This is a genomic window from Arthrobacter sp. HS15c, from assembly GCF_040812005.1.
Lineage (GTDB): Bacteria > Actinomycetota > Actinomycetes > Actinomycetales > Micrococcaceae > Arthrobacter.
In genome coordinates this window covers 1-18,179 of the sequence record NZ_JBFOHM010000005.1, presented here as the reverse complement: position 1 = coordinate 18,179, position 18,179 = coordinate 1, and the positions used below count along the sequence as shown (strand labels likewise).

Annotated in this window: 12 protein-coding genes; 4 read left to right on the top strand and 8 right to left on the bottom strand. The window is 67.2% G+C overall.

Going from position 1 to position 18,179, the window contains the following annotated elements; all coding sequences use genetic code 11:
• Positions 1-150: 150 nt before the first annotated feature.
• Positions 151-2,328, bottom strand: coding sequence for an alpha-xylosidase (yicI, locus tag ABV518_RS08930; protein ID WP_367766600.1), 2,178 nt, complete (start codon positions 2,326-2,328; stop codon positions 151-153).
• On the bottom strand, positions 2,325-4,385 hold the full coding sequence (locus tag ABV518_RS08925; protein WP_367766599.1) for a beta-galactosidase: 2,061 nt from the start codon (positions 4,383-4,385) through the stop codon (positions 2,325-2,327). Before ABV518_RS08925 ends, yicI begins: the two co-directional genes overlap by 4 nt.
• A 25-nt stretch (positions 4,386-4,410) precedes the next feature.
• Here ABV518_RS08925 and ABV518_RS08920 point away from each other — a divergent pair, with 25 nt between their 5' ends.
• Positions 4,411-5,466: a LacI family DNA-binding transcriptional regulator gene (locus ABV518_RS08920; protein WP_367766598.1), complete on the top strand. Its 1,056-nt coding sequence runs from the start codon at positions 4,411-4,413 to the stop codon at positions 5,464-5,466.
• 29 nt (positions 5,467-5,495) lie between these two features.
• Here ABV518_RS08920 and ABV518_RS08915 read toward each other — a convergent pair whose 3' ends face one another.
• Genes ABV518_RS08915 through ABV518_RS08905 form a run of 3 tightly spaced genes read right to left on the bottom strand, consistent with a single transcriptional unit; the run spans position 5,496 to position 9,171 of the window.
• Positions 5,496-6,410, bottom strand: coding sequence for a carbohydrate ABC transporter permease (locus ABV518_RS08915; RefSeq protein ID WP_367766596.1), 915 nt, complete (start codon positions 6,408-6,410; stop codon positions 5,496-5,498).
• Positions 6,407-7,450: an ABC transporter permease gene (locus ABV518_RS08910; RefSeq protein ID WP_367766595.1), complete on the bottom strand. Its 1,044-nt coding sequence runs from the start codon at positions 7,448-7,450 to the stop codon at positions 6,407-6,409. Before ABV518_RS08910 ends, ABV518_RS08915 begins: the two co-directional genes overlap by 4 nt.
• Positions 7,451-7,464: 14 nt before the next feature.
• On the bottom strand, positions 7,465-9,171 hold the full coding sequence (locus ABV518_RS08905; RefSeq protein WP_367766594.1) for an extracellular solute-binding protein: 1,707 nt from the start codon (positions 9,169-9,171) through the stop codon (positions 7,465-7,467).
• Between the two features lie 210 nt (positions 9,172-9,381).
• Between ABV518_RS08905 and ABV518_RS08900 the strand changes: the two genes are divergently transcribed.
• Complete coding sequence (locus ABV518_RS08900) at positions 9,382-12,207, top strand: glycoside hydrolase family 3 C-terminal domain-containing protein (RefSeq protein ID WP_367766593.1); 2,826 nt, start codon at positions 9,382-9,384, stop codon at positions 12,205-12,207.
• A 33-nt stretch (positions 12,208-12,240) separates the two neighbouring features.
• Positions 12,241-12,888 carry a LysE family translocator gene (locus ABV518_RS08895; RefSeq protein ID WP_367766592.1) on the top strand — a complete coding sequence of 216 codons (648 nt, stop codon included), beginning with the start codon at positions 12,241-12,243 and terminating at the stop codon, positions 12,886-12,888.
• A gap of 31 nt (positions 12,889-12,919) precedes the next feature.
• Here the strand turns inward: ABV518_RS08895 and ABV518_RS08890 are convergent, their stop codons facing one another.
• Together ABV518_RS08890 and ABV518_RS08885 are read right to left on the bottom strand one after the other, a co-directional pair.
• Positions 12,920-13,852, bottom strand: coding sequence for a threonine/serine dehydratase (locus ABV518_RS08890; protein WP_367766591.1), 933 nt, complete (start codon positions 13,850-13,852; stop codon positions 12,920-12,922).
• A 214-nt stretch (positions 13,853-14,066) separates the two neighbouring features.
• Positions 14,067-14,951: a helix-turn-helix transcriptional regulator gene (locus tag ABV518_RS08885; protein WP_367766589.1), complete on the bottom strand. Its 885-nt coding sequence runs from the start codon at positions 14,949-14,951 to the stop codon at positions 14,067-14,069.
• Between the two features lie 142 nt (positions 14,952-15,093).
• Here ABV518_RS08885 and ABV518_RS08880 point away from each other — a divergent pair, with 142 nt between their 5' ends.
• Positions 15,094-16,566, top strand: a complete 1,473-nt coding sequence (locus ABV518_RS08880) for an MFS transporter (RefSeq protein WP_367766588.1) — start codon at positions 15,094-15,096, stop codon at positions 16,564-16,566.
• Here ABV518_RS08880 and ABV518_RS08875 read toward each other — a convergent pair.
• Positions 16,563-18,005, bottom strand: a complete 1,443-nt coding sequence (locus ABV518_RS08875; protein ID WP_367766587.1) for a cation:dicarboxylase symporter family transporter — start codon at positions 18,003-18,005, stop codon at positions 16,563-16,565. The genes ABV518_RS08880 and ABV518_RS08875 overlap by 4 nt on opposite strands.
• Positions 18,006-18,179 lie beyond the last annotated feature (174 nt).

The window sequence follows — 18,179 nt, the reverse complement described above, 5'->3', positions numbered from 1 at the left end:
CGCGGGGCAACAGGCGGCAGCTTCTGGCGGGAGGCTCCGCACGATGGTCCTGCCAGTTTAAGCACCGCCCGGTGCGCTGAACAGAGGCACCGGAAACCATCAGGAAGACGCCCGGGCCGCGTCTCAATGGGCGGCCCGGGCACCTGCGTTTCAGAGCGCGACGGCGACCGTCTGCCCGCCTGCCACCGTCACCTCAAACCGGGCAAAACCGCCGTCGGGCGTGGGAACTGCAACGGTCTTCCGCTGCCCTTCCCCGGCGGCGTAGGCATGGAACTCCACGTCCGTGGCCCAGTCGTACTCGGGCCGGTCCGTCACGGTTCCCATCGGCAGGACGGCCCCCTGCCGGACGTACACGGCAGCTTCGAGCACCGAAAATTCCTTGCGGTGCCACTGCGGTCCGGCCAGCTGCTCGCCGCTTTCCAGATGGGTCCAGGTTCCGGCCGGAAGGTAGAAGTCCACCGACCCGCCCGCGCCCATCACCGGCGCCACCAGCAGCTCGGATCCGAGCATGTACTGCCGGTCCAGATACGCGCAGGCGGGGTCCTCCGGGAACTCAAGGAACATGGGCCGCATCAGGGGTGAACCGGTCTGGTGCGCTTCCTCGGCCGAGGCCAGCAGGTACGGCATGAGCCGCATCTTCAGCCCGGTGAAGTGCCGGAGCACATCGGTGGATTCGTCGTCCACCAGCCACGGCACACGGTAGGAGTTGGAGCCGTGCAGCCGGGAATGGGAGGACAGCAGCCCGAACGCGATCCACCGCTTGAACAGCTCCGGATCCGGCGTCCCCTCGAACCCGCCGATGTCGTGGCTCCAGAAGGCGAAGCCTGAGGATGCAAGTGACAGGCCGCCGCGGAGGGACTCAGACATCGCGGAGAACGTGGACTCACAGTCGCCGCCCCAGTGTACGGGGAGCTGCTGCCCGCCGGCGGTGGCGGAGCGGGCGAAGAGCACGGCCTGGCCCTCGCCGAGCTCCTTGGTGAGCAGGTCGAACACGGTCCGGTTGTAGAGCTGCGAATAGTAGTTGTGCATCTTCTGCGGATCAGACCCGTCATGCCAGGCCACGTCCGTGGGGATCCGCTCGCCGAAGTCTGTCTTGAAGGAATCCACGCCCTGGTTCAGCAACGTGCGCAGCTTGTCCTGGTACCAGGTCACGGCGTCCGGGTTGGTGAAGTCCACCAGCCCCATCCCGGCCTGCCACATGTCCCACTGCCACACCGAACCGTCCGCCCGCTTGACCAGGTACCCCAGCTCTTCGCCTTCGCGGAACAGGTGCGAGCGCTGGGCAATGTAGGGGTTGATCCAGACGCACACCTTCAGGCCGCGGTCGTGCAGGCGCCGCAGCATGCCCCCGGGGTCCGGGAACGTGGCCGGATCCCAGACGAAGTCGCTCCAGTGGAAGGCGCGCATCCAGTGGCAGTCGAAGTGGAACACGGACAGCGGCAGCTTCCGTTCAGCCATGCCGTCGATGAAGGACATCACGGTCTTCTCGTCGTAGTCCGTGGTGAAGGACGTGGACAGCCACAGCCCGTAGGACCACGCCGGAACCCGGGCCGGCCGGCCCGTCAGTTCGGTGTAGCGGCGCAGGATGTCCTTGGGGGTGGGTCCATGGATCACGAAGTACTGGAGCCGCTGGCCCTCCACGCTGAACTGCGTGCGGGACACTGCCTCGGAGCCGATCTCATACGACACCCGCTCCGGATGGTTCACGAACACGCCGTAGCCCGCGTTGGTGATGAAGAACGGCACGTTCTTGTACGCGAGGTCGCTGGAGGTGCCGCCGTCCTCGTTCCAGATGTCGATGGACTGCCCGTTTTTCACCAGCGGGCCGAACCGCTCCCCCAAGCCGTACACGTTGGTCCCCACGCCGAGCGTCAGCTGTTCATGGACAAAGTGCCGGCCGTCCTCGTCGGTGATGACGCCGATGCTCCGCGGCACCGAGCTGGTCAACAGCTTGCCGTCCCCCAGAAAGTCCACGTTCCAGTCGCCCGTTGTGCTGATGCGCGCGGTGAGACCGCCGGACGTGAACGAGGCCGTGCCGCCGTCGTCCGTGATGCTGACGACCGCGCTGCCCTCCTTCAGCCCGAAGCGCGGGCCCTTGTTCACGCCGCCCTGGAAATGTTCGATGGTCACGCCGATGACATCCGGCAGCGGCGACTCGAAACTGATGGTCAGCTGCGGACAGTTCAGCGCGTCGCCGCGGGACCGGATCCTCTGCGTGGGCGCGTAGACCGTGAGCCTGTCCCCGTTAGATTCCACATCGGACACGTCCCGCGGGTGAAGGGCGGAGAGGCCCTTTTTGTGGAGCCAGTAGCCGTCCGTGAATTTCATGCCGTTCCTCTGTTTCGGTCGTTCTTCAAGTTGGAAAGTTCTGTGGGCACCGGTTCCTTGAGCACCAGCGCCCCGAAGGGTGGCAGGGTCAGCCGTTCACCGTGCGCTTCACCAGTGAGCAGGTCCACCGAGGCCCAGCCCGGCCGGACCTCCTGCGGTTCGCTGGAGTGGTTGAGCAGGAACATGTGTCCGCCGCGGCTGGCCGCCTCGACCTGGTCCGGCAGCAGCGCTGCCAGGGCATACGTGATCCCCGCCCGCTCCAGCGCATCCGCCAGGACCAGCTCCAGTGCCTCCGCGGGCAGGTCGGCGCCCACATACCAGGAGTGCCCGGCACCGGTGCGGTTGCGTACGACGGCGGGACGGCCTTCCAGCCGGCCCCCGCCGAAGTGCGCCATCACCTCCGCCGTGCCGGAGTTGAGTGCCAGGTCCTCCGCCCAGATCCGCGCCTGCCCGGTCGGGGCTTCGCCGAAAACGACGCCCACCGAGGAGGCGAGTGGAACCCACTCTTCGCCGTCGACCCCCAGCAGGTCCGCGAGCACCCCGGGGAAGCGGCCGGGTGCGAGGTGGCCGTTGCTGTCCGCCACTGCACTGAACGGTCCCACCACCAGGTGACCGCCGCGGCGGACGTACGCGCCCAGCCCGTCCGCGTTCTCCCTGGACAGCAGGAACAGGCTCGGTGCCAGGACGAGGTCAAACCTGCCCAGGTCCGCGGAGGGGTGGACCACTTCAACGGCCAGGCCTCTTCGGCGCAGCGGCCCGTAGTAGGCCTGGAGCTGGTCCAGGACCGCCAGCCGGTTGGTGGGGGTGTCCGCTGATTCGGCGGCCCACCAGCTGTCCCAGTCGAAGAGGACGGCGATGGTGGCTGCGCACGGCGTGCCGGCCAGTTCCCGGAGCGTCTGCAGGTCTTTGCCCAGGTCCGCCACCTCGCGGAACACGCGGGTGTTTTCACCGGCGAGCGGCACCACGGCGGAATGGAAGCGTTCGGCGCCGAAACGGGACTGGCGGAACTGGAAGAAGCAGACTCCGTCCGCGCCGCGGGCGATCGCGGAGAAGGCGTCAATCCGGAGTTCGCCGGGCTGCTTGGGCACGTTGTGCTCCCGCCAGTTCACCCCCGAGGTGGCGGACTCGATGAGTAGCCACGGGGTGCCGCCGGAGAGCCCGCGGCAGAGGTCGTGGGTCAGCGAGCCGAAGCGGTGCGAGTCCGGGTCCGCCGGGTCGGTGTACCAGTCGTTCGCCACCAGGTCCGTTTCCCGGGCGAAGGCGAAGTAGTCGGCCCCGCGGAAGAAGCCCATCAGGTTGGTGGTGACCGGGTTGGTGGTGTCGTGGCGGCGGATGATGTCCCGTTCCGCACGGTACAGGGAGAGCAGCTGGTCGGAGGTGAAGCGCTGGAAGTCCAGGGTCTGGCTCGGGTTGATCAGGTACGGCGCCTTCCGCGGCGGCAGGATCTCCGCCCAGCTGCCGTAGCCCTGGCTCCAGAAAGACGTACCCCACGCGCGGTTGAGTCCGTCCAGCGTGGTGTAGCGGCGGGTGAGCCAGCCGCGGAAGGCGAGCGCTGTTTCGTCGTCGTAGCTGACCTGTCCCAGCTCGTTGCCCACGTGCCACATCGCCACGGCGGGGTGGCCCGCGTACCGCCTGGCCAGCGACTCCGTGATGGCTGCGGCGGCCTGCCGGTACTTCGCCGACGACGGGTTGAACTGGTTGCGGGAGCCGTACCAGAGCGTGCGGCCGTCCGCGTCCACGGGCAGCGTTTCGGGGTATTCGTGCCCCAGCCAGGCCGGCGGCGACGCGGTGGGCGTGGCCAGGCAGACCCGGATCCCGCCGTGGTGCAGGAGGTCCAGGACCTGGTCCAGCCAGCCGAAGTTCCGGGCACCTTCCCGGGGCTCCAGCAGGGCCCAGCTGAAGACGCCCACGGTGACCAGGTTGATGCCGGCTTCCTGCATAAGCCGGATGTCCTCCGGCCAGCTTTCGGCAGGCCACTGCTCGGGGTTGTAGTCGGCGCCGAAAAGCAGTCCGGAACCATCCGTCAGGCTGGTCAGGCTGTGGCTGCTGGGATACATGGAAATCCTTGGTTAAATGGAAGGTATGGACAATCGAAGGCCTTCAACATCGGCGACCATCAATGACGTGGCCCGCGAGGCCGGAGTTTCCACCAGCACCGTGTCCTACGTGATGAGCGGGAAGCGGACCATATCGAAGGAAACCCGCGAAATTGTCGAAGCGGCCATGCGGCGGCTGAACTACAGCCCGCGTTCCAGCGCCCGAGCGCTGGCCTCGAGCCGGTCCAACGTGCTGGGGCTGGTGGTGCCCCTGCGCGCGGACGTGAACGTCGGCGTCGTGATGCAGTTCGTCACGGCCGTGGTCACCACTGCCCGGACGTTCAACCAGGATGTCCTGCTGCTGACCCAGGACGATTCCGGAAGCATCGAACGTGTGACGTCCCAGTCCATGGTGGACGGGCTCCTCATGATGGACATCGAGGCCCGAGATCCCCGTATCCCCGTGCTGGCCAAGCTGCAGAAACCGGCGGTGCTGATCGGCATGCCGGATGATCCGCGCGGCCTGAGCTGCGTGGACTTCGACTTCGCCGCCGCATCCCGGACCGCCGTCCGGCACCTGGCCGGACTGGGCCATCGCGGCATCGCGTTCATCGGCTCCCCGCCCGCGTCGCTGCGCCGGCACGCCACCTACGCGGACAGGGCCCTGAAAGGATTCCAGGATGCCTGCGCCGCGGACGACATCGCCCAGGTGTCCGTGTCCTGTGAGGCGAACTCCCCTGACCTGGCGAAGGCCCTGGCCAGGGTCTTCGACGGGCCGGAACCCATCACGGCGCTGCTGGTCCACAACGAGGGCCTGCTGCCGATGCTGCGGGAGAACCTGGCCGTCCGCGGCCTGGCCATCCCGGAGGACATCTCGGTGGCCGTGATTGCGCCGGCGGACGTTGCCATGGCCGCCGCCCACCCGTGGACCGCCGTCTCCATTCCCGCCATGGACATCGGCCGGGCGGCCGTGGAGATGGTGATGGACCGGCTCAGTCTGGACAAGCCGGCCGAGCTGCGGCTCATTGCGCCCACCCTGACGGACGGCGAGACCACCGCCCCTGCCCGGGCCGCCGTCGGACCTCCCGCCGCCAAGGGCTGACGGCACGCCAAGCGGTACCGGCACGCCGATCATCCCTTCACCGCGCCGATCATCACGCCCTTGGTGAAGTGCTTCTGCACAAACGGATACACCAGCAGGATGGGCACCATGGCCAGGACGATCACGGCCATCTGCAGTGCGGGAGACGCCGCGGCGCCGTCGCCGACGTTGATCTGGCCGGGCACCGTCACGCCCTGCAGCACGTAGGACCGCAGCACCACCTGAAGCGGGTTCATGGCGCTGTCGTTGATGTAGAGGACGGCGTTGAAGAACGCGTTCCAGTAGCCCACGCCGTAGAACAGGGCGATCACGGCTGTCACGGCCTTGGACATGGGCAGCACGATCTGGGTCAGCGTGCGCCATTCGCTGGCCCCGTCGATCCGGGCACTGTCCAGGATGCCCCGGTCAATGCCCATAAAGAATCCGCGCAGGATGATGATGTTGAACACCGAGATACAGCTGGGCAAAATCAGCGCCCAGTAGGTGTTGATCAGGCCCAGGCTGGACACCAGCAGGTAGGCCGGGATGATGCCGGCGCTGAAGAACATGGTGATCAGCAGGGTGAAGAGGATGGGGGTGTGGGCGAATGAGCCCGGCCGGGACAGCCCGTACGCGCAGAGCACGGACACCACCATGCTCAGCAGGGTGCCGGTGGCGGTCACACCCACGGATACCAGGACGGCCCGGGTGACCACCCCGCCGCTGAGGATCTGCTGGTACGCGGCCAGCGTGATCTCCCCGGGAACCAGCACCAGGCCGCCGGCGCGGGTGATGGTGGCCTGCGAGGAGATGCTGGTGAGCACGATTGTGTAGAGCGGCCCCAGGACGGCAAGGACGACGGCGGCGAGCACCACTGCCTTGACCGTCTTCGCCATGCGCCCGGGTTCTTCGTCCCAGGCCGGCCGTTCCGGCCGGAGCCGCGGATTGGTTGTTGTTGCGCTCATTTGGAATACACTCCGCTTTCGCCGAATATGTGGGCCACCTTGTTCGCGGCCAGGATCAGCGCCAGGCTGACCAGGCCCTTGATCAGTCCGGCCGCAGCCGCGTAGCTCCAGTCGCCGTTCTGCACGCCCGTGTAGTAGACAAACGTGTCCAGGACCTCGGAGGCGTCCGCACCCACGGCGTCACGCTGCAGGATCATCTGCTCGAAACCCACGGTCAGCGAGTCGCCAAGCCGCAGGATCAGCAGCAGCACAATGACGCTGCGCAGCCCGGGGAGGGTCACATGCCACATCCGCTTCCAGCGGCCGGCGCCGTCCACCGCCGCCGCCTCATACTGGGCGGGGTCGATCGCACTGAGGGCCGCGAGGAAAACGATGATGCCCCAGCCGGCGTCCTTCCAGATGGCCTGGGACGTGATGAGTAACAGGAACGTGTCCGGATTGGTCATCACGTCCACCGCCTGCCAGCCGTTGGCGCGCAGCGACTGGTTGAGCAGGCCGGCGCCGCCGAAGATCTGTTGGAAGACGGAGACCACCAGCACCCAGGAAAAGAAGTGCGGCAGGTACACCACGGCCTGGATTCCCGCCCGCAGCCGGGGGTTGACCAGCGAGTTCAGCAGCATGGCCAGGGCGATGGGAATGGGGAAGAAGAACACCAGCTGGAACGCGGTGATCACCAGCGTGTTCTTGACCGCGAGCCAGAACTCCGGATCGGCGATCACCCTGCTGAAGTTCTCCATGCCCACCCAGGGGCTGTCCGGGATGCCCACGTACGGCGAGTAATCCTGGAAGGCCACCACGTTGCCCAGCATGGGCAGGTAGGCGAAAATGCCCAGCAGGATCACGGCCGGCAGGGCCATGAACACCAGCGAACGGTCGCGGTTGAACCGTACCTTCAGGCTGGCCCGCGGGCGGACGCTGCCGGACGCCTGGTGATTTTTCGACGCCGGACGCGTTGCCGGCGTCGCGCTCCGGGATGAGGTCCCGGCGTCGGGATTCGAGGCCGCCGGGGCGGAGGCCCTGCGCTCGGTTCCGGTGGTCATGTTCCCCGCCGTCCCTAGGCCAGGAATCCGGCGTAGAACTCGCGGAGTTCGTCGCCGCCCTTGGTCTTCCAGGTGGCGATGGCGCTGTCCAGGTCGGACATGCCCTTGCGTCCGCGGATGATGTCCTTGGCCAGGTCCTCGAACGGCTTGCCGAGGGAGCCGAACTTGGCAGGCTCCTGGATCTGCATGCCGAAGAAGATGTCCTCCTGGACATTCGGTGCCTGGCGGGCTTCCCATTCGGACTGGGACTGGACCAGGCCGGGGTACTGGACCATGGAGTTCACGATCGGCGCATTGACGAGGAACGCGTAGGTGCTGGTGACTTCCTGGGTCCCCTTGGCTGTGGCCTGCGGGATACCTTGCGAGTCGCGGGTGTAGTGCACGCCTTCAACGCCGCTGTTGACCAGGACGTTCTCCTCGGTGCCGAAGGGGGCGGCCATGAAGTTCGCCAAAGCGAGCATCTCCTCCACCTTGGCCGGGTCCGTCTTCTTGATGAAGCTGAAGATCGCCGCAGGCTGGGCCCGGAACAGGGTGGGTTTGCCGCCGTCCGGGGCGAAGTAGTCCATGGGCTGCATGTTGAACTTGGGGTTGGACGGCAGGACGCGTGCCAGTGCCTCGTGCCAGCCGCCCATGCCGTCCGAGGTCATCAGCGTGGCGCCGGATTCGAAGCGCTGCTTGGCCTGCTGCGAGTTTCCCGCAACTGCGTCCGGGTGGACGGAGCCGTCGGCGAACAGCTTGGCGGTCCATTCCAGGGCGGCGCGGTACTCGTCGGTTTCGAACTTGTTCTGGAGCTTGCCGTCCACCTTCTTCCACTTGGGGACCACCCCGTGCATGAGCTGCGCACCCGTCCAGACGTCCTCGGAACCCCAGCGGTTCTTGGAAGCGTCCGTGAGTTCCTTCGCCACGCTCCGGTATTCGTCAGCGGACGTGGGCGGTTCGACGCCGAGTTCCTCGAAGAGGTCCGCACGATAGAAGATGGCGTCGGAGATCAGGGCTCCCGGGTAGGGCAGTCCATACAGTCCGCCCTCGAAACAGCCCATCTTCCAGGCCGCCGTGGGGATGTTGGCCAGGTTGGGGTACTTCTTGACCTTGTCGCCGGCCAGGAACGGTGAGAGGTCGGTGAAGATGCTGGTGGCGGCCTGGCCGAAGCGTGGCGGCATGTTCCAGGCGGGGATCACCGTCCAGTCCGGTACGTCCTTCGGCGAAGCAAGGACCGTCTGGACCTTGTCCGCGTAGGCGTTGCCGTCGTTGACCTGGAAATTGATGGTGGCGCCCAGCTTTTCATTGACGGCCTTGTAGTAGCTGTTATCCGGCAAGGCGGGCGGGACCGCCCACCACGCCGGGGTCATGGCGGTGTAGGTCCCGCCTGAGCCGGGCGTGCTGGCCACTGATTTGACCAGGGACTTCGGGATGGAAGTGAAGCCTGGCGTCGAACCGTTGACCGAGGGGATGTCCGGCTTGACCAGGTCCACCGGGATGTAGGACGGGACCAGTTTGGCCACGGTTTCGGCAAGACCCCCGGAGGTGGTGGCCTGCGGCGCAGACGCTCCGGTTCCGCAAGCCGTCAGCGCGGCGGGCGCAGCAGCAAGGAACACGGCGCCGCTGAGGATTCCCAGGAACGAACGTCGGTTGACACCGGTGGACCCGGCCTCGGCGAGCAGGGTGGAACCTGTTTTGTGGGGACGGCGGCCGCGTGACGGGTCCGCATGGTGACCAAGCATAATCAGCACTCCTTTGTGGTGGATCTTGCATCAGTGGTTTCGAAGGTTTGTCGAACCGCTTCGATTAAGATCAGGGTAGAGCATCGCCATTTGACCCGCAAGACTCAAACGTGTTGCGTGTCACAAAGAGCGGTGCCACACTGGACTTCGATGCATTTGTAGAAGCGCTTAAACAATCCCGCCGTACCATCACAGCCGATTGGACCCGCCGTGCCCCCTACCTCCCCAGCCACCGCCACCACGTCAAAGGCGCAAGGCCTCCTGGACTGCCTCTCCCGCGACCAGAAGATCGCCATGCTCCACCAGCACGCGCCCGCCGTCGAATCCCTGGGCCTCGCCCGGTTCCACACCGGAGCGGAGGCGGCCCACGGTGTGGCGTGGCTGGGGCCGGCCACAGTATTTCCGCAGCCCGTGGGCCTGGCCGCCAGCTGGGATGCGGACCTGATCCGCCGGGTGGGGACCGCCGTCGGGCGTGAAGTCCGGGGCAAGAAGGCGGATGACGCCAGCGTGAGCACCAATGTCTGGGCTCCTGTGGTGAACCCGCTGCGGCACCCGCTGTGGGGGCGCAACGAGGAGGGATTCTCGGAGGATCCGCACCTCACAGCTGCCCTGGCCGGGGCCTACTGTGCGGGGCTGAAGGGCGAGGATGAACGGTTCTGGCTGACGGTGCCCACGCTGAAGCACTTCCTGGCCTACAACAACGAGGCTGACCGGAACGTTTCCAACAGCCAGCTGCGGGCCCGCGTGCTCCACGAATACGAGCTTCCGGCCTACCGCGGACCCATCGAGGACGGCGTTGCCGGCGCTGTGATGCTTTCCTACAACCTGGTCAACGGCCGGCCGGCCCACGTCTCGGACCTCGTAGCCCGCGAGCTGCGGCAGTGGCGGAACGGGGAGGACATCGCCATCGTCACCGATGCCGGCGCGCCGTCCTCGCTGTACACCGCGGAGAAGTATTTCGACGACGGCGCGTCCGCCTATGCGGCTGCCCTCCGCGCCGGCGTGGACAGTTTCACCGAGGACAGCGACAACCCCGAGCCGTCGCTCAGGCACCTGCACGAGGCCCTGGACCGCGGGCTGATCACCGACGCGGGCATCGACCGCGCCGTGCTCCGGCTGCTCACGCTGCGGGAGCGGACCGGCGAATTCGAGCCCGACGGCGGCCCGTACGGCTCGCTCGGGCCTGGACTCGTGGGCGATCCGGCCCATGTGGCGCTGGCCCGGGAAGCGGCCCGGAAGTCGGTGGTGCTGCTTCGGAACGGACCGGCGGCCGGCACAGACAGTCCGCTGCTTCCGCTGGGTTCGGCGCCCGGAAAGGTGGCGGTGATCGGCGCCCTCGGCTCCACGGTCCTGAGCGACTGGTACAGCGGCACCCTGCAGGACGAGGTCAGCATTTTCGAAGGCCTTTCGGCGCGGTACGGCGACGTAGTGGCGGAAGCCGGCGTGGACGTGGTCTCACTCCGGTGCGTCCGGACCGGCACGTACCTCGGCGCCGGGGACCCTGGAACGGCCCTCACCGCCGGCGCTGCCGTGCCCGGGCCGGCAGAGACGTTCCTCCTCAAGGACTGGGGCGGCGGCGAATGCACCCTGCAGTCCCCCCGCACTGGCAGGTTTGTGGCCGCCGATGGCTACTACCTGGCCGCATCGGCGGACAGGGTGGGCGGCTGGGTGGTGCAGGAAACATTCCGCCTGCACCCCGCAGTGGACGGGACCGTGTCCCTCCAGCACATCGGTACCGGGAAGTGGGTCCGGATTGAGGCGCACACCGGAAGCGCCGCGCTGTCCGCGGCAACCGAAGAAACGGCTGACCGCTTCGCGCTGCGGACCGTCCGGTCCGGCCAGCAGGCCGCCCGGGACGCTGCCGCCGCGGCCGATGTCGCCGTCGTGGTGGTGGGCAATGATCCGCACCTGGGCGGCAGGGAAACCATCGACCGTTCCACCCTGGCCCTCCCCGAGCCCGAGCAGGAACTCATCCGCCTGGTCCGGGAAGCGAACCCGCGGACCGTCCTGGTGATCGCTTCCTCCTACCCTTACGCCCTGGGACCGCTGGCGGACACTCCCGCCATTGTGTGGACTTCTCACGCCGGCCAGGAGCTGGGGAGCGGCCTGGCGGACATCCTCAGCGGCGATTTCGAACCCACCGGACGGCTGGCCCAGACCTGGTGGCAGCGGGACGCCGACCTTCCCGACATCCTGGACTACGACCTCATCTCCTCGCAGGGCACGTACCTGTACAGCCAGGCGGAGCCGCTGTACGCACTCGGGCACGGCCTCGGGTACAGCACGGTCGGCTACGAATCCGTGACGCTGGCGGGTGAAGGGACAGCGGAGATCGGGATCGAGGTGGTGGTGCGCAACACCGGCACCAGGACCGCGTACGAACTCGTCCAGGTCTACGCGGCATCCCCCGGCCACCGTTTCGAGTTCCCGCGGCGGCTCCTGGTGGCGCACCGCCGGGTGGAGCTGGAACCCGGCGAGCGCAGGACCGTACGCATTCCGGTGCCGCTGGACCGGCTGGCCACGTTCAGTGTCACGGCCGGACGGATGCTGGTGGAGCCGGGAACGTACGAGCTGATGGCGGGTCCCTCGGCCAACAGCCTGCCGTTGGGCGTCGATTTGGAGGTGGCCGGCGGGGGCAGCGGCCCGCACCCCCGCGGCGCCTGGATCCGCGCCGAGCTGTTCGACGAATGCACTAACCTCGCGCTGGTGCCGGAAACGCCGTTGGCGGGTACCGCCGTCGCGCCCTTTTCAGCGCAGGAAAGCGCGACGGCGGTCTACCGCGGCTGGGAGGGCGGCAGGCCTGGGCGCGTGGCGCTCCGGCTCACGGCAGGCGCCGGCGCCGGCAGGGTGGCAGTCCAGTTGCCGGGACGCGGCGGCACGTGGACTGATGCCGCAGAGGCTGCCGTTGACCCCCGGTTCGACGGCGAACTGCTGCTCGAGCTGGCCGGCAGTGGCATGGCTGGCGGCAGCGGCCTGGAGGCCGTGCGGATCGTCCTGGCCGGTCCGCTGACGGTGAGCGGGCTGCGGGTGGACTGACCAAACCGGCGGGCCGCGGCTTATCCTTGCACGGTGGATCTCCTTCAGGCTCTCCTCTCGTTCGCCGTCGTCGCCGGTCTGCTGACCCTGGTCCCGGGCATCGACACCGCGCTGGTGCTCCGGTCCTCCATCTCCAGGTCGCGGAGTTTCGCGTTTGCCACCGCGCTGGGGATCAACACGGGCACCATGGTGTGGGGAATCGCCGCAGCCGTGGGCGTCTCGGCGCTCCTGGCGGCGTCGGAACTCGCCTACCGCGCGCTCACCCTTGCGGGCGCTGGGTACATGATCTGGCTCGGCGCGTCCCTGTTGTGGAAGAGCCGCGCCACGGCTCCTGCGGCGGGCTTGGCCGACGTACCCGGACCGGCGCTCCCGGGCCGCCAGCTGTTCCGGGGCTGGCTCACGGGAACCGGGAGCAACCTGCTCAACCCCAAAGTGGGGGTCTTCTACATTGCCACGATCCCGCAATTCATCCCGGCCGGTACCCCACCGCTGCTCATGGGAGTTTTGCTGGCCGGAGTCCACTGCGTGCTCGGCCTGGCCTGGTCAACGTTCCTGATCTACGGTGTGGGACTGGCCTCCAGATGGCTCAAGGGGGCCGGCAGCGTGAAGATCATCGACCGCATCACGGGCACGGTCCTGGTGGGCTTCGGTCTCAGGCTCGCGCTCGAGCCAAGCCACTAGGCCCGCCGCCAGGCCACTTTATGAGGGCCGCCTAGAGCGTGGCCGGATCGGTGTTGGCGCCGCAGAGGATGACCGCGACGCGCTCCCCTGCCGCCGGCACGTAGGCGCCGGCGTGCAGGGCGGCAAATGCCGCGGCGGCACCGTGTTCCACCACCAGGCGGTACTCATCCCAGAGCCGGCGGCGCGCGGCGACGATGTCGGCGTCGGACACCAGGACACTTTCGACGCCGGTCCTGACCGCCACCGCGAAGCCGATCCCGCCGATGCTGCGGGCTCCGAGGGAATCGGCGGCGACGCCGGACACCGCCACATCAACGGGATGCCCCGCCGCGAGCGCGGCGTGCAGCGTGGGTGCGGTTTCCGGTTCGACGGCCAGCACCTTGGCGCGGCCTTCCACGGCCGCGGCGATTCCGGCCATCAGCCCGCCGCCGCCCACCGCCACCAGCACGGTGTCCACGCCGCCCAGCTGGTCCAGCAGTTCGGATCCCACGGTGCCGGCGCCTGCCGCGATCTCGGGCTGGTCGTAGGCGTGGCAGTACACGGCGCCGGTTTGCTCGGCATGGGCAATGGCGGCCTCGTAGGCCACGGCGTATTCGGCACCGCCCTGGACAACCGTGGCACCGATGGCTTCGAGCTTCCGGACCTTGAAGGCGGGCGCAGACTCCGGCACAAACACAGTTGCCGGAACACCCAGCTGGGCGGCGGCATAGGCGTTGGCCAGCCCGGCGTTTCCACCGGAAGCCACCACCACGCCCACCTCGGGACGCAGCTCGCCGCGTTCCTTGCTGGCGAGGATCCGGTTGAGGGCGCCGCGGGCCTTGAAGGTTCCGGTGTGCTGCATGAACTCGCATTTGAACCAGACCGGCCCTGCGAAAGTTCCCGGGTCCGCTTCGAGGACCGGCGTCAGCCGGGTGAGGCCTTTGATCCGGGCAGCGGCCTGGTCGACGTCGGCGCGGGTAATCATGAAAGGGCTCCTGAGTGTGGCTGTTGGGGCACTCCAGCCTAGCGAAACCATCGATTGCTCCACTAACGCCGTTTTCAGCCCTCAAAAGGGCGTTACCGGAGCAGTCGTTAGACCTCGTCGTCAGTACCGGGTGTCTCCGTGCTGCACGAAGTGCGCGAACGGGGCCGTGGATTGGTGGAGTACGGGACTGAAGTAGTGACTGATCTGCGCAGGCTCAGACTGCCTGGCCAAGTTCGTCTCCTTCCCGGGCAAGGGACAGGGAGGGGCGCTGCAGCCGGCCGAGTGCTGCCGCAGCGCCCGAGCCTGGGTCTGCGGTGTATGTGAGGATGCGGTGGCCGGAATCGTCCGGCATTGTCAGGACCTCGAACCCCAGCTCCAGGGCGCCGAGCTGCGGGTGGTTCAATGTCTTGTTCCCTGACATGCAGTTCTCCACGGGGTGTTCGGCCCACATTGTCGCGAAATCCGGACTTTTGAGGGTCAGTTCGCCAACGAGTGCGGCGAGCCCGGTGTCGTCAGCGAACCGTCCGGAGAGCAGCCGCAGGGAGGCGACGGCGCGGCCGGCCTCTGCCCGCCACTGCGGATAGAGGCTGCGGGTTGCATCATCCAGGAAGAGCATCCGGGTCAGGTTCGGCCGTTCGGCCGGTGTGTCGGGGGCGTCAAAGGCCAGGTGGGAGGCAACCAGCCGGTGGCCGGCCTGGTTCCAGGCGAGGACTTCGGTGCGTTTGCCCAACACAACAGACGGAACCCGCATGGACTCGACCAGGCGCTTCGTTCCTGGCCGCGCATGGTCGGGCCGGTTCCGGGAGGCTTTGGGGTTACGGGGTTTGTTTCCGGAGAGGTCGGCGAGGTGTTTTCTTTCGACCTCGGTCAGGGCCAGCGCCCGGGCGAGGGAGTCAATGACGGAGTCTGAGGCGTTGATGTGCTGGCCCTGTTCGAGCCTGGCGTAGTAGGTCACGCTCATACCGGCCAGCATGGCAACCTCTTCCCGCCGCAGCCCGGGCACGCGGCGGGTCCCGTAGTCCATCAGCCCGACGTCGGCCGGGGTCAGCGCGTTCCGTCGTTTGCGGAGGAAGTCGCCCATGGCTCCTGGTTGATTCATACCTGTGAGTATTCACGAACATTCCCGAAGGTGGGTAGCACTGCCAGTGCTACCCCCAACACGGCGTGGCTGTTCCTGTCCGGCGTCGGCAGGGTGGAGTGGAAAACCTTCCCATGCAGTTCAGTGATTGGATCCTTCCGCGATGACAACACAGCACACCACGCCCCTCCCGCAACCCGCACCACCAGAACCGGCCACACCGGCAGTTCAGCACGGTTCCCTCCGGATGACCGGACGGCAGCGGCTGACCATGGTGCTGCTGTTGACGGCCAGCTTCACCCTCGCGGTGGACTTCTCCATCCTGAACGTCGCGCTGCCGCGGATCGGCGCCGACGTGGGGTTCTCCCTGGAGCACCTGCAGTGGATCGCGACGTCCTTCGCGCTGTGCGCGGCAGGGTTTACCTTGTTCTTCGGCCGGGTCGCTGACCTGTTCGGCCGCAAGCGGCTCTTCATCGCCGGCATGGCACTGCTCGGGATCGGCTCACTGGCAGGCGGGCTCGCCACCGACCCAGGGCTGCTGCTCGCCGCCCGCGCCGCCCAGGGCCTCGCCACCGCGGCCGTCACCCCGGCTGCGCTGTCGCTGCTCACCACGTCCTTCCCGGAGGGGCCGCTGCGGGACAAAGCACTGGGCCTGAACGGGTCGCTGATGGCCGCAGGGTTCACAGCCGGCGCGGTCCTGGGCGGGCTCCTGACCGATCTGCTGTCCTGGCGGTGGGCGTTCTTCATCAACATTCCCATCGCCGTCTTCGTCCTGCTCCTCGCTCCGAAGCTCCTCACCGAATCCGCCCGTGGAAACAAAACCAAGCTCGATCTCCCGGGCGCCTTCACCGTCACTCTCGCCCTGCTTTTGCTGGTCTTTGGCCTCACCACCGCCGGTGAAAAGGGCTGGGCCGAGCCGCTCGCCTGGGCACCGCTGGCAGCGGGCTTGCTCCTTTTCGTTGTGTTCTTCTTTATCGAGAAAAACACCGTACACGCGCTCGTGCCTGTGACCATCCTTCGGCGGAACAACATCGCCTGGGGCAACATCGCCGGGATCCTGGCGTTCGCCACCGAAACGTCCCTCGTGTTCGTGCTGACCCTCTACCTCCAGCAGGTCCTCGGCTACACACCGCTCGAGGCCGGACTTGCCTTCGCGGTTCTCGGCGCCGGCACCGTCGCCGGCGGGATCGTCGCTCCGAAACTGATCGGCAGAATCGGCACCAAGAACACCATCATCACCGGCCTCACAGTCCAGGCCGCCGCCACTGGGTCCCTGCTCTTTATCAACACAGACCAGGCCTCACTGAGCATCGTGCTGATCGCCACGTTCATCGGTGGCGTCGCGAACCTCGCAGCCATCGTCGGGTTCATGGTCACTGCCACCACGGGGCTCCACGACACCGAACAGGGCCTCGCCACCGGGCTGACCACCATGAGCCAGCAGATCGGAATCACCATGGGAATTCCGGTGATGAGCACCATCATCGCCGCATCCCTGCTCCAGTCCGGTGACGCCGGACCGGAGCAGGTACTGGGTGCAGTGCTGCCTGCAATCGGAATCAACGCCGCCCTCTGCCTCGCAACAGCAGCAACCGTCTTGGTCTTCCTTCGCCGCCGGTTGAACACCGGCTCCTAGCGGACCCCGGCAGTGGCGGGAAGGGAAGGTGCTCCGCTGCCTGGTTCCATGCCCGCCGCCGGAATGGCCGCCGTCGTGCTTTCAGGTGCTGCACCTCCGGCAGGTTCCCCCTCGGGCAGCTCGCCACGGAAGGCGCGGAGCATGGCTTCGCGGTCGAACTGGCCTTCCCATTTGGCCACCACGAATGTGGCCACACAGTTGCCCAGGAGGTTGACGGAAACACGCATGGAATCCATGAGCCGGTCCGCGCCGAGCAGCAGCGCAACGCCGGCCACCGGGAAGATCCCCAGGGCACCGGCGGTGGCGGAGAGCGCAAGGAAGGCGGAGCCGGGGACACCGGCCATGCCTTTGGAGGTGAGCATCAGGATGCCCAGGGCGGCGAGCTGCTGGCCGAGGTCCAGGTGGTGCCCGAACGCCTGCGCCAGGAAGAGCAGGGAGATGGAAAGGTAGAGCGCGGCGCCGTCGAGGTTGAACGAGTAGCCGGTGGGAACCACCAGTCCGGTGGTGGCGCGGGAGCAGCCGGCGTTGGTCAGCTTGGTCATGATACGGGGCAGGACCGATTCGGTGGAGGCCGTGCCCAGGGCCAGGAGGAATTCCTCCCGGGAGTACTTGATGAACTGCCAGAGGGGAACGCGCGGATAGACCCAGGCCACCACGAACAGCAGTCCGATGAAGACGATGGCGGCGCCGTAGCAGGCGGCGATCAGGAGTGCGTAGGTGCTCAGCGACCCCAGGCCGTACTGGCCGATGATGAACGCCATGGCGCCAAAGGCGCCGATGGGAGCAACCCGCATGACCCAGGCCATGATCTTGAAGAAGAGCTCAAGGACCGTCTCCAGCAGGCTGATCACGGGCATGCACCGTTCACGGCCCACCACCACGATCGCGGCTCCGAAGAACACCGAGAAGCAGAGCACCTGCAGCAGGCTGTTGCTGGCGAAGGCTCCCACGACACTGGTCGGGATGACGCCCAGCAGGAACTGGCCGGCGTCTTTGGGCGGCGCAGTTCCTGTCTTGGCGTTGACCGCATCCTGGGACAGCGTGCCCGGGTCGATGTTGAGCCCGGCGCCCGGCTGGACGATGTTGCCGACGATCAGGCCGAACACCAGGGCGAACAGTGTTGCTGCCGTGAAGTAGACGAGTGCCTTGACCCCGACCCTGCCGACCGCCTTGACGTCGCCCACCGCCGAGATGCCTGTGACGATGACCAGGAAAATCAGCGGCGCGATGATCATCTTGATGAGCTGGATGAAACCGTCGCCCAGCGGCCGCAGGCCGGAACCGATATCCGGCCAGAAGTGTCCTATCCCGATTCCCAAACACACGGCGATGAGGATCTGGAAGAACAGGGACGTGTAGAGCGGCTTCTTCGTCCGGGCCGGGGCTGCGGGCGCCGGGGCGCCGGAAGCGGCGTCCGCAGGGGCGGAGGGGAGGATCATGGCGTTGCCTATCAACGAAGGAAACGGCGGGAGGCCGTTTGGGTCACAGGCAACGCTGATATGTAGGTCCGGCTGTCAAGAGGCAGTGGTGAGCGGCTCCTGGCTTTTGGTCCAGGGGCCGCCTCACTCAGGTGGCCGGCCGGTCGGTGGTGAAGGTGTTGGCGAGTCGTTTTC